This is a genomic window from Duganella margarita (genome assembly GCF_009857535.1).
In the GTDB taxonomy this organism is placed as follows: domain Bacteria; phylum Pseudomonadota; class Gammaproteobacteria; order Burkholderiales; family Burkholderiaceae_D; genus Rugamonas; species Rugamonas margarita.
On the sequence record NZ_WWCS01000005.1, the window covers coordinates 163,791 to 178,119 of the forward strand.

14 protein-coding genes are annotated in these 14,329 nt (G+C 62.3%); 12 read left to right on the plus strand and 2 right to left on the minus strand.

Features of this window, described 5'->3' with window-relative positions; translation table 11 throughout:
• Positions 1-54: 54 nt before the first annotated feature.
• The 5 genes from GTP55_RS09890 to GTP55_RS09910 all read left to right on the plus strand — a co-directional run bounded on the left by GTP55_RS09890 (position 55) and on the right by GTP55_RS09910 (position 3,740).
• The gene (locus GTP55_RS09890; RefSeq protein ID WP_161044765.1) at positions 55-1,107 is read left to right on the plus strand and encodes a sensor domain-containing diguanylate cyclase; all 1,053 of its coding nucleotides are present in this window, start codon (positions 55-57) and stop codon (positions 1,105-1,107) included.
• Between the two features lie 12 nt (positions 1,108-1,119).
• The gene (locus GTP55_RS09895; RefSeq protein ID WP_161044766.1) at positions 1,120-1,410 is read left to right on the plus strand and encodes a DUF427 domain-containing protein; all 291 of its coding nucleotides are present in this window, start codon (positions 1,120-1,122) and stop codon (positions 1,408-1,410) included.
• Positions 1,410-2,156, plus strand: coding sequence for an AAA family ATPase (locus GTP55_RS09900; RefSeq protein ID WP_371868316.1), 747 nt, complete (start codon positions 1,410-1,412; stop codon positions 2,154-2,156). Before GTP55_RS09895 ends, GTP55_RS09900 begins: the two co-directional genes overlap by 1 nt.
• On the plus strand, positions 2,149-3,363 hold the full coding sequence (locus GTP55_RS09905; protein ID WP_161044767.1) for a metal-dependent hydrolase: 1,215 nt from the start codon (positions 2,149-2,151) through the stop codon (positions 3,361-3,363). The genes GTP55_RS09900 and GTP55_RS09905 overlap by 8 nt, the downstream gene beginning before the upstream one ends.
• A 197-nt stretch (positions 3,364-3,560) precedes the next feature.
• Positions 3,561-3,740 carry a hypothetical protein gene (locus GTP55_RS09910; RefSeq protein WP_161044768.1) on the plus strand — a complete coding sequence of 60 codons (180 nt, stop codon included), beginning with the start codon at positions 3,561-3,563 and terminating at the stop codon, positions 3,738-3,740.
• Here GTP55_RS09910 and tsaD read toward each other — a convergent pair.
• Positions 3,737-4,777 (minus strand): tRNA (adenosine(37)-N6)-threonylcarbamoyltransferase complex transferase subunit TsaD, encoded by a 1,041-nt coding sequence (gene tsaD / locus GTP55_RS09915; RefSeq protein ID WP_161044769.1) that lies wholly within the window; start codon positions 4,775-4,777, stop codon positions 3,737-3,739. The genes GTP55_RS09910 and tsaD overlap by 4 nt on opposite strands.
• Before the next feature lie 180 nt (positions 4,778-4,957).
• On the opposite strand from tsaD, the gene GTP55_RS09920 reads away from it, so the two are divergent.
• Positions 4,958-5,278 (plus strand): hypothetical protein, encoded by a 321-nt coding sequence (locus tag GTP55_RS09920; protein ID WP_110845083.1) that lies wholly within the window; start codon positions 4,958-4,960, stop codon positions 5,276-5,278.
• Between the two features lie 79 nt (positions 5,279-5,357).
• On the opposite strand, the gene GTP55_RS09925 is transcribed toward GTP55_RS09920, so the two are convergent.
• Positions 5,358-6,416: a 3-deoxy-7-phosphoheptulonate synthase gene (locus tag GTP55_RS09925; protein ID WP_161044770.1), complete on the minus strand. Its 1,059-nt coding sequence runs from the start codon at positions 6,414-6,416 to the stop codon at positions 5,358-5,360.
• 75 nt (positions 6,417-6,491) lie between these two features.
• On the opposite strand from GTP55_RS09925, the gene ybiB reads away from it, so the two are divergent.
• The 6 genes from ybiB to rpoD all read left to right on the plus strand — a co-directional run bounded on the left by ybiB (position 6,492) and on the right by rpoD (position 14,286).
• Entirely contained in the window at positions 6,492-7,481 is a 990-nt protein-coding gene (ybiB, locus tag GTP55_RS09930) for a DNA-binding protein YbiB (protein ID WP_161044771.1), read from the plus strand.
• Positions 7,482-7,596: 115 nt separating this feature from the next.
• Positions 7,597-8,802 (plus strand): BaiN/RdsA family NAD(P)/FAD-dependent oxidoreductase, encoded by a 1,206-nt coding sequence (locus tag GTP55_RS09935; RefSeq protein WP_161044772.1) that lies wholly within the window; start codon positions 7,597-7,599, stop codon positions 8,800-8,802.
• A 141-nt stretch (positions 8,803-8,943) separates the two neighbouring features.
• Entirely contained in the window at positions 8,944-9,156 is a 213-nt protein-coding gene (gene rpsU, locus GTP55_RS09940) for a 30S ribosomal protein S21 (RefSeq protein WP_008451879.1), read from the plus strand.
• 126 nt (positions 9,157-9,282) lie between these two features.
• Positions 9,283-9,732: a GatB/YqeY domain-containing protein gene (locus GTP55_RS09945; protein ID WP_161044773.1), complete on the plus strand. Its 450-nt coding sequence runs from the start codon at positions 9,283-9,285 to the stop codon at positions 9,730-9,732.
• A gap of 86 nt (positions 9,733-9,818) precedes the next feature.
• Positions 9,819-11,615, plus strand: a complete 1,797-nt coding sequence (gene dnaG, locus GTP55_RS09950; RefSeq protein WP_161044774.1) for a DNA primase — start codon at positions 9,819-9,821, stop codon at positions 11,613-11,615.
• A gap of 427 nt (positions 11,616-12,042) precedes the next feature.
• Positions 12,043-14,286 carry an RNA polymerase sigma factor RpoD gene (gene rpoD, locus GTP55_RS09955; protein ID WP_161044775.1) on the plus strand — a complete coding sequence of 748 codons (2,244 nt, stop codon included), beginning with the start codon at positions 12,043-12,045 and terminating at the stop codon, positions 14,284-14,286.
• Positions 14,287-14,329 lie beyond the last annotated feature (43 nt).

Below are 14,329 nucleotides of genomic sequence, written 5' to 3' on the forward strand. Positions count from 1 at the left end.
TTTTGCTATAAACTCCTTGGCTAAAGAACACGTCGTTACCACCCAGGGAGGCCCATGCTGGCCGAAGAAAAAGTACACACGCTGATCACCGCCCACTCGCCGGCCGACAACTTCCGCCTGGCGGCGCTGCACCGCTATCACATCCTCGATACCCCCGCCTGCGAGGACTTCAGCTTCCTCACCGAGCTGGCGACCAAAGTCTGCGCGGTGCCATACGCTTTCATTTCGCTGGTGGACGCCGAGCGCGTGTGGATCAAGTCTTGCGCCGGCATGCACATGGGCGAACTGCCGCGCGGCGAGAGCTACTGCTCGCTGGCGGTGCTGGGCGACGCCGCCACTGAAATTCCCGACCTGCGGCTGGACCCGCGCACCGCCACCATGCGGCTGACCGTCAGCGCGCCGTTCATGCGCATGTACAGCAGCGTGGCGCTGACGTCGTCCGATGGTTTCGCCATCGGCACCTTGTGCGTGCTGGATACCAAGCCGGGTGGCCTGAACGCCGACCAGCGCGCCATGCTGGCCAAGCTGGCGCGCCAGGTGATGGCGCTGATCGAACTGCGCGCCAACGAAAAAACGCTGGAGGCGACGGTGCGCGAGCTGGAACTGCTGGCCACCACCGACGACCTGACCGGCCTGCACAACCGCCGTTCGCTGCTGCACCGCCTGAAGTTTGAAACCGCGCGCGCCAAGCGGTTCCGCGCGCCGCTGTCGGCGGTGATGATCGATCTCGATCACTTCAAGAAGGTCAACGACGAGCATGGCCATGCGGTGGGCGACCAGGTGTTGACCACTCTGGGCCGGCTGCTGCGCGATAACGTGCGGGTGATCGACATCCCCGGCCGCTACGGCGGCGAGGAGCTGTGCGTGATCCTGCCGAATACGCCGCTGGACGGCGCCTGCAAGTTTGCCGAAGCGCTGCGCGCCAAGATCGAGGCGCAGCTGCATTACGCCGGCGCGCGGCCGCTGCACGTCACCGCCAGCCTGGGCGTGGGGTCGTTCGATCACATGGAAATCGATGATGCGGAAAGCCTGCTGCGGCAGGCCGACACCGCGCTGTATCGCGCCAAGCACGGCGGCCGCAATCGCGTCGAATGCGGCACTACATAAAGGAGACTGGTCATGCCTACCGCTAGCTGGAATGGCGTCGTCATCGCGCAGGCGAACGACGACGAGGTTGAAATCGTTGAAAACAATGTCTACTTCCCGCCGTCGAGCGTGAAGCGCGAGTACCTGCAGGACAGCAGCCACACCTCGCGCTGTCCGTGGAAGGGACTGGCCAGCTACTACTCGCTCAACGTCAACGGCAAGATCAACGAAAACGCCGCCTGGTACTACCCGCAGCCGTCCGAGAAGGCGGCGCAGATCAAGGATCACGTGGCGTTCTGGCGCGGCGTCGAGGTGCAGCGCTAGTGGGATTGCAGGCCAGGCCCTATCTGCAAAGGATTACCGCGCTGTTCGGTGACGATGTGGACTGGGAGCGCCATCCTTATCGCGTGCCGGCGGTGCGCGATTTGTCATCGCTGGATTTTCATCCGGATGTGACCTTTTTCATCGGCGAGAACGGCGCCGGCAAATCGACGCTGCTGGAGGCGATCGCGCTGGCGCTGGGCTTCAGCATCGATGGCGGCAGCCGCAATGTCAGCAACCTGAATACGGCGCAGGAGACCTCGCCGCTGTTCCAGTCGCTGCGGCTGTCCAAGAGTTTCAAGACGCCGCGCGACCGCTATTTCTTCCGCGCCGAGAGCTTCCATAATGTGGCGACGCGGATGGATCAATACTATGAGCGGGATGCGTCCAGCGGCGGTTCGCTGCATGCGCGTTCGCATGGCGAGGCGTTCATGTCGGTGCTGCTGAATACTTTTCGCGGCCATGGCCTGTATCTGCTGGATGAGCCGGAGGCGGCGCTGTCGCCCAATCGCCAGATGGCGGCGCTGCGAGTGATTGATCAACTGGTGCAGCAGGACTCGCAATTCATCATCGCCACTCACTCGCCGATTCTGCTGGCGTATCCCAACGCGAAGATCATGCTGTTCGACGGCACCGGCATCACCGAGGTGGCGTACGAAGATACGGAGCATTACGCCATCACGCGCGATTTTCTCAACCATTACCCACAGCGGCTGCAACAGCTGCTTGCCCCGGACTCGGATGGATAACATCACCCACAGCATTATCGGATTTGGCGTCGGTGAGGTCGTGCATCGCAGCCTGCCGATGGAAGCCGATGCGCAGTTGCAGCGCGTGCGCCATCGGCTGCTGCTGGTAGCCAGCGCGCTGGCCAGCAATTTTCCTGATCTGGATTTGTTCCTTACGCGGCTGCTGCCGGACCCGCTGGGTTATCTGCTGAATCATCGTGGCCACACGCATACGGTGGCGTGGGCGGTGCCGCAGGCGTTGCTGCTGGCGGCGCTGTTGTGGCTATGCTGGCCGTCGGCGCGGGCGCTGCTGCGCGCCAGCCGGCCGGCGCGGCTTGGGCTGGCGTTGAGCATAGGTCTCGGCTTTGCGCTGCACCTGCTGATGGACTATACCAATTCGTATGGCCTGCATCCGTGGTATCCGCTCGATGCGCGCTGGCTGTATGGCGATATGGTGTTTATCGTCGAGCCGCTGTTCTGGGCGGCGATTGCGGTGCCGATGGCGCTGATCATGCGCTGGCGCGGCTTGCGCATCGCCGGGCTGGCGCTGCTGGTTGCGGCGCTGGTGGCGTTTGCCGTCGCTGGCTATCTGGGCTGGCTGTCGCTGGTGGCGCTGCTGGTGATTGGCGTGGTGTGCGGCTGGGCGCAAATACGTTCCGGCCCACAGGGACGCGGCGGCCTGCTGCTGGCGCTGGGGATCAGCGTTGGCTTTATCGCGCTGCAGGGCGTGGCGTCGCATGTGGGCCGCGCGCAGATTACCGCGGACTTGCAGCGCATCGACCCGGCGTCGCGCGTGCTGGATGTGGCGATGACGGCCTTCCCGTCGCAGCCTTTGTGCTGGTCCTACGCCAGCGTGGAGAGCAATCCGGCGGCGGACCGCTATCGCTTGCGGCGCGGCGTTGCCAGTATCGCGCCGGACTGGTTGGCGCCATCGGCTTGTCCGGCCGGACTGGTAGAGAAAAAGCCGGCGCAGGTGCTGGGAGCGGGCGTGCTGCAACACGGTAGTGCGGACGCCAGCCTGTCGCAATTGCGCGCGCTCAAGGCGTCCAGCTGCGAAGCCGATGCGTGGCTGCGCTTCGGCCGCATGCCGGAATTGGCGAAGGACGCACTCTCCGACTACCGCTTCGCCAGCACGCCGCGTGGCAATTTCTCCACGCTGCACCTTGCGCCAGCGCCATGCCCCACGGGCGTGCCGTCCTGGGACTATCCTCGCGCCGATTTGTTATAGCCGTCCTGTCAAGGCGCCTAAAGCAAGATTAAGTGCGTTTGTGCACGGTTTTAGTGCCCCGCGCGTTGTATCGTGTGGTGACTTCACCACAAAAGCGCCTAAAATCAAGCTGACTAGGCGACTTATTGCCTATTTGGTTGGCACAACAATTGCATTGCCCTCCAGAAAGGACGATGATCGATTACATGGAGGCTGTTATGAATACCGCAACTGAAAAAGACAAAACCGTAGCCCACGAGTCGCCGGTCGACGAACACCGTCTGCGCAGCGAGCGCATCGCCGCGCGCGGCGTGAGCCTGAGCAAGGGCAAAGCCAAGTACTTGATTCCGCTGGTCGGCCTGGCCGTACTGGCAGGCATGGCGTTCGCGCAGGCTTAAACTACTTTCAGCTCGTCGAGCGGCCAGCGCGGCCGCACGTTGAACGAGTAATCCTTCTTGGCCGCGTCTGGATTGATCATCAAGCGGCGCGCGCCGGCGAAGGCGATCATGGCGCCGTTATCGGTGCAGAATTCCAGCTCAGGGTAATAGACCTTGAATTTCTTCTTGGCCGCCGCCGCGTTCAGCGAGGCGCGCAGTTGCGTATTGGCGCCGACGCCGCCGGCAATCACCAGCCGCTTCAGGCCGGTGTGTTTGAGCGCCGACACGCATTTGGCCGTCAATACTTCCACAATCGCATCGACGAAACCACGGGCGATATTGGCCTTGTCCTGCTCGCAGATGTTGGCGACGACTTTCTGTTCGTGGTTCTTCACCACCGTCAGCACTGCCGTTTTCAGGCCGGAGAAGCTGAAGTTGAAATCCTTGGTGTGCATCATCGGACGCGGCAGCTTGTAGGCTGTCGGATCGCCAAACTCGGCCAGGCGCGAAATCGCCGGCCCACCCGGATAACCCAGGCCCAGCAGCTTGGCCGACTTGTCGAAGGCCTCGCCGGCAGCATCGTCCAGCGTCTCGCCCAGCAGCGTGTACTGGCCGACGCCGTCCACCCGCATCAGCTGCGTATGGCCGCCCGACACCAGCAGCGCGATGAACGGGAATTCCGGCGGCTCCGTGGCCAGCAGCGGCGACAGCAGATGGCCTTCCAGGTGGTGCACGCCCAGCACGGGCTTGTCCAGCGCCAGGCCGAGGCTGCATGCCACGGACGAGCCGACCAGCAGCGCGCCGGCCAGACCGGGGCCCTGGGTATAGGCGATGGCGTCGATGTCGTCCAGCGTCTTGCCGGCGCCGGCCAGCGTCTGCGTCAGCAGCGGGATGGCGCGGCGGATGTGGTCGCGCGAGGCGAGTTCCGGCACTACGCCGCCGTATTCTTCGTGCATGGCGACCTGCGAGTGCAGGGCGTGGGACAGCAGGCCGTGTTGCGTGTCATACAACGCCAGGCCGGTTTCGTCACAGGAAGATTCAACGCCAAGAACGATCATGGAAGCAGCACAAGTCTAAAGGGGAATCCGCCATTGTAAAGGAAAGTGCGTGCAAGCATGCACCAGCACTGCGCCGCACCGCACTGGCCGGGTGCGGAATTTTGCCAAATGGACAGAAATTCGGGCATTTTTCCGTGGCATCGCTTTTGCTTATAAAGTAGGCAAAGCGTAGGAGGAACCATGTCCGCACAATGGAAATTGATCTGCAAAGTAAAGGAAGTGCCCCTGGACGGTGGCGTGCGCCTGGTGCCGCGCGGACTGGGCTGGCAGGAATTGCCGGGCGTGGCGCTGTACCGCTCCGATGAGGAAAGCGTGCATGCGGTGCTGGAATGCCAGGGCGCCGATGCCCGCTTCAGTGGCGCGCGCCGGTATTCGGTGAAGGTGGAAAATTGCCGGGTCTATCTGGATCTGGAAGAACTGAGCGCCCCGGCCAGCAAGGCCGAGGCGGCGCTGGCGGGGACGTTTGGCGTGGCCACGAGCTTAGTCGCGTATTGCTATTAGCACGTCGTTGGCGCGTCATTCCCGCGCAAGCGGGAATCCATACCCAGCATGGACTCCCTCCTGCGCGGGAGCGACGCGGTTACGGACGGCCCAGCAGCTGCTTGTGGGCGTCGCGCAGCATCTGCTCGGTGGTGTCCCAGTCGATGCAGCCGTCGGTGACCGAGCAGCCGTACTTCAGCTGGCTCAGGTCGGCCGGGATCTTCTGGTTGCCGCCGACGATGTTGGACTCGATCATCACGCCCACCAGCGACTTGTTGCCCTGGACGATTTGATGGATCACGTCCGCCATCACCAGCGGTTGCAGTTCCGGTTTCTTGTAGCTGTTGGCGTGCGAGCAATCGACCACCAGGTTGGCCGGCAGCTTGGCCTTGGCCAGCGCCTGTTCGGCGATCGCGATCGACACCGAATCGTAGTTCGGACGGCCATCGCCGCCGCGCAGCACCACGTGGCCGTAGGCGTTGCCACGGGTGCGCACGATCGACACATTACCCTGCGCATTGATGCCCAGGAAGGAGTGCGGGTGGGCGGATGACAGGATGGCGTTGATGGCGATGCTGATGTCGCCGTCGGTGCCGTTCTTGAAGCCGACCGGGGTCGACAGGCCGGACGACATCTCGCGGTGGGTCTGCGATTCCGTGGTGCGGGCGCCGATGGCGGTCCAGGCGATCAGGTCGCCCAGGTATTGCGGCGAGATCGGGTCGAGCGCCTCGGTGGCGGTCGGCAGGCCCAGTTCGCACACGTCCAGCAGGAACTGGCGCGCCTTTTCCATGCCAATGTTGACGCGGAACGAGTCGTCCATGTCCGGATCGTTGATATACCCCTTCCAGCCGGTGGTGGTGCGCGGCTTTTCGAAATACACGCGCATCACAAGCAGCATGGTATCGGCCACTTCGGCCTGCAGCGCCTTCAGGCGGCGCGCATAGTCCAGCCCGGCGACCGGGTCGTGGATCGAGCATGGGCCGACGACCACGAACAGGCGCTTGTCCTGGCGGTCAATGATGTTGCGCAAGGCTTCGCGGCCCTGCATCACGGTCTCGGAGGCCAGATCGGTCAGCGGCAGCTTGCTGTGCAAGGCTTCCGGCGACGGCATCGGCGCGAACGAGGTGACGTTGATGTTTTCAATGTCTGGGGAAATCATGATCTCTGCAGTGGTTTTATTTCTGGGGACAGATAGTGTAGCCGAAATGAGCGGGAGTGGTTTAAGCTTGCTGCCATGACCATTATCAATACCGAACCATTCGCCGCCGCCCGCTTCATCAAAGAGATTGGCCGCGGCAAGGCCGGCGCCCGCAGCATGAGCCGCGACGACGCCCAAGATTTGTACCAGGCCATGCTGGACGGCCGGGTGTCTGACCTGGAACTGGGCGGCATTTTGCTGGCGATGCGCATCAAGGGCGAATCGGTGGACGAGATCGCCGGCTTCCTCGATGCGGCCGAGGCCTCGTTCGAGCCGTTCAACGCACCGCCGGGCCAGTTTGCGCCGGTGTCGATTCCGTCGTACAACGGCGCGCGCAAGATGGCCAACCTGACCCCGCTGCTGGCCTTGCTGCTGGCGCGCGAGGGCGTGCCGGTGCTGTTGCACGGCGTCGCCACCGACCTGGGACGGGTGGCGTCGGCCGAGGTGCTGGCCGAGCTGGGCGTGGTGACGGCGCGGCACCGCTCCGAGGCGGAAGAGGCCATGTCGCAGGGCAAGCCGGCGTTTATTACGATCGATACCATGGCGCCCAAGCTGGCGTACCTGCTGTCGCTGCGCCGCAAGCTCGGCGTGCGCAACTCGACCCACACGCTGGTCAAGATCATGCAGCCGTTTGCCGGGCCGGCGCTGCGGCTGGTGTCGTACACCCATCCGGAATACTTGGAAATGCTGGGCGAATACTTCACCACGGCGGCGCTGCACGAGCGCGGCGACGCCTTCCTGATGCGCGGCACGGAAGGCGAGACGGTGGCCAACGCCAACAAGGCGCAGCAGATCGACTGGTTCCACGGCGGCCTGCGCACGACGCTGGTGCCCAAGCAAACGCTGGTCGGCGAACTGCCGCTGCTGCCGGAAAACAAGGATGCGGCCACCACGGCCGCATGGATCCAGTCGGTGCTGAACGGCGACGTGCCGGTGCCGCCGCCGATCGCCGAACAGGTGGCGCAATGCCTGCTGGTGGCGCGGACGGTGGCCTCGCGCCAGCATGTGAGCGAGCCGATCGAGTAAAATGCGCCCCCTCGTCATCCCCGCGCAGGCGGGGATCCATGCTGAGCCTCCCGGCCGGCGTTCTATGGGCCCCCGCTTGCGCGAGGGCGACGGTTGACTAACTGACGGGAACGACATGGCAAAGTTTGATGTAGCGGTAATCGGCGCAGGCGCGGCCGGCATGATGTGCGCGGCCACTGCCGCCCAGCGCGGCCTGCGCGTGGTGCTGATTGACCACGCCACCAAGCTGGCCGAGAAAATCCGCATCTCCGGCGGCGGCCGCTGCAACTTCACCAATGTGAACGCCGCCCCGGCCAACTTCCTGTCGGAAAATCCGCATTTCTGCAAAAGCGCCTTGTCGCGCTACACGCCGGCCGATTTCGTCGCGCTGGTCAAGCGCCACCGCATCGGCTACCACGAAAAGCACAAGGGCCAGCTGTTCTGTACCGAGTCCGCCGAGCAGATCATCGAGATGCTCAAGGACGAGTGCGCCGGCGGCGACGTCCACTGGCGCATGCCGTGCAAGGTCGAGCGCGTGGAGCGGGGCGAACAGGGCTTCGTGTTGCAGACCGATAGCGGCGAGATTGAAGCGACCAGCGTGGTGATCGCCACCGGTGGCCTGTCGATTCCGAAAATCGGCGCCACCGATTTCGGCTACCGCATCGCCCAGCAATTCGGCCTGCGCATGGTCGAGCCGCGTCCGGCGCTGGTACCGCTGACCTTCGACCCGCAACAGTGGGCGCCATTCGTGGAAATGGCCGGCATCGCGCTGGAAGTCAATGTCGAGACCGGCTCGCTGAAAGGCCGCAACCCCACCGGCGCGCGCTTCCGCGAAGACCTGCTGTTCACCCACCGCGGCCTGTCCGGCCCGGCCATCTTGCAGATTTCGTCGTACTGGCTGCCGGGCACGCCGATCGTGATCAACCTGCTGCCGGAACTGGATGTGGCCGCCACCTTGATCGAAGGCAAGGGCACCATCAAGAAGCAGCTGGGCAACGTGTTGTCGCAATGGCTGCCGACGCGCCTGGCGGAAGGCTTGCTGCTGGCACACGGTTTTGCGCTGGACGCCCGCCTGGCCGACATGCCGGACGCGCAGTTGCGCAAGCTGGGCGCCGTGATCAACCAGTGGACGCTGACGCCGAACGGCTCGGAAGGCTACAAAAAGGCCGAAGTGACGCGCGGCGGCATCGACACCCGCGAACTGTCGCAGCAGACCATGATGGCGACCAAGGTGCCGGGCCTGTATTTCATCGGTGAAGCGGTCGACGTTACCGGGTGGCTGGGCGGCTACAACTTCCAGTGGGCGTGGGCGTCCGGCGTAGCGGCGGGACAGGCGGTCTGATATACTGGTCGCCTGCACGTTGTTGTTTTTCCTGCGAAAGCCGCATGGCGGGCTGTTCCCGACAGCCCATGGCTTCCATTTTTGAGAAAAACCTGCTATAGTCTCTGTCTCCCTATAACCTCCAACGGTTTGAATTTTTACATGACCACTATTCGCCTTAAAGAAAACGAGCCGTTCGAAGTCGCAATGCGTCGCTTCAAACGCACCATCGAAAAAACCGGTCTGCTGACCGAACTGCGCGCACGCGAGTTCTACGAGAAGCCAACGGCTGAACGTAAGCGCAAGCTGGCTGCAGCCGTAAAGCGTCACTACAAACGCATTCGCAGCCAACAGCTGCCGAAAAAACTCTTCTAAGATTGCTTACGCAGGCCAACCTGGCACACGCCGGTTGTGTTTAGCGGCATCTAAGAGATACCCGCTCCGGCTTGGTCCGCAGCGGGTTTTCGCTTTTTCACCGCCACATTTTCTCAAGGAAACCTCATGGGCTTGAAAGAACAAATTACCGAAGACATGAAAAACGCCATGCGCGCCAAGGACAGCGGTCGTCTGGCGACGATTCGCCTGATCCTGGCCGACATCAAGCGCAAGGAAGTGGACGAGCAGATCGACGTCAGCGATGAGCAGGTGGTGGCCATCGTGGAAAAAATGATCAAGCAGCGCAAGGATTCGATCACCCAGTTTGAAGCGGGCAACCGTCCTGACCTGGCCGATATCGAAAAAGCCGAACTGGCCGTGCTGGTCACCTACATGCCGGCCGGCCTGTCGGACGAGGAAATCGCTGCCGAAGTGGCTGCCGCCGTGGCCGCCTCGGGCGCCGCCGGCCCGCAGGACATGGGCAAAGTGATGGGCATCGTCAAGCCGAAGCTGGCCGGCCGTGCCGATATGACCGTGGTGTCCGCCCTGGTCAAGAAAGCGCTGACCCCAGCGTAAGCAACACCGCCGCCGCCGTTTGATGTGCATCAAGGCGCATCGGCGGCGGCGGTATAGTCTGATCCACTCCGAGACCGTCCAGCCCAGTGATACCACAATCTTTTATCGCCGATTTGCTGAACCGCGTCGATATCGTCGACGTGGTCGGCCGTTACGTGCAGCTGAAAAAAGGCGGCGCGAACTTCATGGGGCTGTGCCCGTTTCACAACGAGAAGTCGCCCAGCTTCACCGTCAGCCCGACCAAGCAGTTTTACCATTGCTTCGGCTGTGGCGCGCATGGCACCTCGATCGGTTTCCTGATCGAATACTCCGGCATGGGCTTTGTCGATGCCGTCAAGGAACTGGCGCAAAACGTCGGCATGGTGGTGCCGGACCAGGACGACAAGATTCCGCCGGCGCAACGCGCGCAAATGCAGGCCCAGAGCCTGGCGCTGACCGAAGCGATGACGCGCGCCACCGACTTCTACAAACAGCAACTGCGCCACGCGCCTGAGGCCATCGCCTATTTGAAACGGCGCGGCCTGACCGGCGAGATCGCCGCCCGCTTCGGCCTCGGCTATGCGCCGCACGGCTGGGACAACCTGCGTTCCGTATTCCCCGATTACGACGTGGTGGCGCTGGCCGAGTCCGGCCTGGTGATCGACAAGGTGGACGAGGATGGCGGCAACCGCAAGCGCTATGACCGCTTCCGCGAACGCGTCATGTTCCCGATCCGCAATACCAAGGGCCAGGTGATCGCCTTCGGCGGCCGGGTGCTGGATCAGGGCGAACCGAAATACTTGAATTCTCCCGAAACGCCTTTATTTTCAAAGGGCTTCGAGCTGTATGGCTTGTTCGAGGCGCGTCAGGCGATCCGCGACGCCGGCTATGTGCTGGTGACGGAAGGCTATATGGATGTGGTGGCGCTGGCGCAGATGGGCTTCCCGCAAGCGGTGGCGACGCTGGGCACCGCCTGCACCACCCATCACGTGCAGAAGCTGTTGCGCCAGACCGACACGGTGATCTTCAGCTTCGACGGCGACAAGGCCGGCCGCCGCGCCGCGCGCCGGGCGCTGGAAGCGTGCCTGCCGCATGTGACGGACAACAAGACCATCAAGTTCCTGTTCCTGCCTGCCGAGCACGACCCGGACAGCTATGTGCGCGAACACGGCAAGGAAGCGTTCGAGCAGGAAATTTACGAGGCGATGCCGCTGTCGCAATTCCTGATCAAGGAAGCCTGCGGCGAGCACGACATGAACAGTCTCGAAGGCCGCGCCCGCGCGCAGTTCGACGCCAAGCCTATGCTGCAGGCAATGACGCCGACGGCGCTGCGCTTGCAGATCGTGCGCGGGCTGGCGCAGCTGACGCAGACCTCGCCGTCGGAAATCGAGGTGCTGTTCGAGCTGTCCAAGCCGGTGTCGCTGAACAAGATTGCACCGCCGCGCGGCGGGCGACCGCAGCCGAAAGGACTGGAGTTGCAAATCATGCGCGTGCTGATTGCCCATCCGGCGCTGGCGCTGGAGATCGACGACGCGGCGCAGGCAGCGTTCCAGTTCTTCGGCCAGGAATCGGCCGAGCGGCTGGCGCAGCTGGTGGCGACGGCGCGCGAGATGGGCGAGGGCGGCGCGTTTGCCGCGTTTGCCCAGCATCTGAAGTCGCTGGGCGACGATTACGACAGCCTCATCGCCGAAATCGTCAAGGAGCCGGAAACCGAGCGCGATACCGAGCGGGTGGTATTGCGGGCGGCGATCCGCCAGGTCAAGCACGATGCGCTCAAGCATGAGTTGAGCCAGTTGTTTGCGGCCGGGCTGTCATCCGATGAGATTGGAGTGCGCTACCGCGAGCTGACCGCGCAGCAGGATCAGCTGTTGCGCGAGGCGCAGGCGGAGTTGCCTACTCGTTAAGTTGTTGTTCGTTTTGTAGCGTAACGTTTCTGTCATGATTCCACTGGGGGATGTCCGGTCTTCCCTCTGGAAATTGAAAAGTGACGTGCTATAATAAAACGCTAAGTGTTGTATGTTTTGGCATCGTTTTTCTGTTCAGAGTGTGTTTGTTTTCAGTGAGTTAGGCTCTTGATCGACGCAGAGGAACGGGTGTCGGCGGCCAGGGCCAGCTACGGTCGAGCAAATAGTCTGTTTGCTAGCTCACCGAGTCACGGTTTCTTGCCCCCGCGCACGTGTCTGATGCAGTAGAATTCCTTGGAGTTCTATAGAGGGCGGTCGGCCTGACCCAGGTGTAAGTAAGTCGTAGTATTGTCGGACTTGTGTAGTCGGCAAGTTCGAAGACGTAGTGATCTAAGGATCGAAACTTTATCCGTAATCGAAAGCGCCTGTGCCAATCAAGAAACCTGAATCCAAAGCGGCTGAAAAGCCGGCTAAAGTGAGCGCAAAATCCGCTAAAACGGCTGACAAGCCGGAGACGCGTGTTGCCAGCAATCCGCCAGTGGTCAGCCAGACCACCGACGCGGCCACGCTGGCAGCCATCGACACGTCAGGCTACGTGTTGCCTTCGGTCAAAGTGCCAGGCCGGCGCGGGCGCAAACCCAAAGAATTCCAACCTGAGAACGACGAAGTCGCCGCCCTCAACGCGGTCGAACGCGCCGAGCTGAAAGCGGTCGACAAGGCCAAGGCCAAGGATCGCAAGGCCAAGGAAAAAGCGCTGCTCAAAGATGCGTTCTCGTCGGATACGGAAGCGACCGAGGAAGAGCTCGAACGCCGCCGCCAGAAACTCAAGACCCTGATCAAGTTCGGCAAGGAACGCGGTTTCCTCACGTACGCCGAAATCAACGACCATCTGCCAGACAATATCGTCGATCCGGAAGCGATCGAAGGCATTATCGGCACCTTCAACGACATGGGGATCGCCGTCTACGAGCATGCGCCCGATGCCGAGACGCTGCTGCTGTCGGACAATGTCGCCACCGTGACCAGCGATGACGAAGCCGAGGCTGCCGCCGAAGCGGCGCTGTCCACCGTCGATTCCGATTTTGGCCGCACCACCGACCCGGTCCGCATGTACATGCGCGAAATGGGTTCGGTCGAACTGCTGACCCGCGAAGGCGAGATCGAAATCGCCAAGCGCATCGAAGATGGCCTGAAGGACATGATCCAGGCGATCTCGGCCTGTCCGGTGACGATCGCGGAAATTATCGCCGCGTCGGACCGGATCCGCGCCGATGAAATCAAGATCGACGAAATTGTCGACGGTCTGGTAGACGATAACGAAGATGCGCCACCAGCGCCGGCGTCCGCCGCCAGCGACGAGGACGAAGAAGAAGAGGAAGAAGAGGAAGAGGAAGAAGAGGAAGAGGAAGAAGCCAGCGCTTCCGGTGCCGCCGCCGGCTACTCGGCCGAACAGCTGGAAGCGATGAAAAACGCTGCGCTGGATAAATTCGACACGATCTCCCTGCAATTCGACAAGATGCGCCGTGCCTTCGAGAAGGAAGGCTACAACTCCAAGGCCTACGTCAAGGCGCAGGAAGCGATTTCCTCGGAACTGCTGGGTATCCGCTTCACCGCCAAAGTGGTCGAGAAGCTGTGCGACACGCTGCGCGGCCAGGTGGACGAAGTGCGTCACATCGAGAAGCAAATCCTCGACGTGGCGGTGAACAAGTGCGGCATGCCGCGCGCTCACTTCATCAAAGTATTCCCGGGCAATGAAACCAACCTGGAATGGGTCGATGGCGAAGTGGCCGCCGGCCATGCCTACAGCGCCATCCTGGGCCGTAACATCCCGACCATCAAGGAGCTGCAACAGCGCCTGATCGACCTGCAAGCGCGCGTGGTGCTGCCGCTGCCGGACTTGCGCAACATCAACCGCCAGATGGCGGCCGGTGAAATGAAGGCGCGCAAAGCCAAACGCGAAATGACCGAGGCCAACTTGCGCCTGGTGATCTCGATCGCCAAGAAATACACCAACCGCGGCCTGCAATTCCTCGACCTGATCCAGGAAGGCAACATCGGCCTGATGAAGGCGGTCGACAAGTTCGAATACCGTCGCGGTTACAAGTTCTCGACCTATGCCACGTGGTGGATCCGTCAGGCCATCACGCGCTCGATCGCCGACCAGGCGCGCACCATCCGGATTCCGGTGCACATGATCGAGACCATCAACAAGATGAACCGGATCTCGCGCCAGATCCTGCAAGAGACCGGAGCCGAGCCGGACCCGGCAACGCTGGCCATCAAGATGGAAATGCCAGAGGACAAGATCCGCAAGATCATGAAGATCGCCAAGGAGCCGATCTCGATGGAAACGCCGATCGGCGACGACGACGATTCGCATCTGGGTGACTTCATCGAGGACAACAACACCCTGGCGCCGTCCGACGCCGCGCTGCACGCGTCGATGCGTGGCGTGGTCAAGGATGTGCTGGACTCGTTGACGCCGCGCGAAGCCAAGGTGCTGCGCATGCGCTTCGGCATCGAAATGTCGACCGACCACACGCTGGAAGAGGTCGGTAAGCAGTTCGACGTCACGCGTGAGCGGATTCGCCAGATCGAAGCCAAGGCCTTGCGCAAGCTGCGTCACCCGAGCCGCTCGGACAAGCTGAAGAGTTTCCTGGAAGGTAACTAAGGCTTGACTGAGATAGGGGGAGCCTATATGCTCCCGTGTTCTT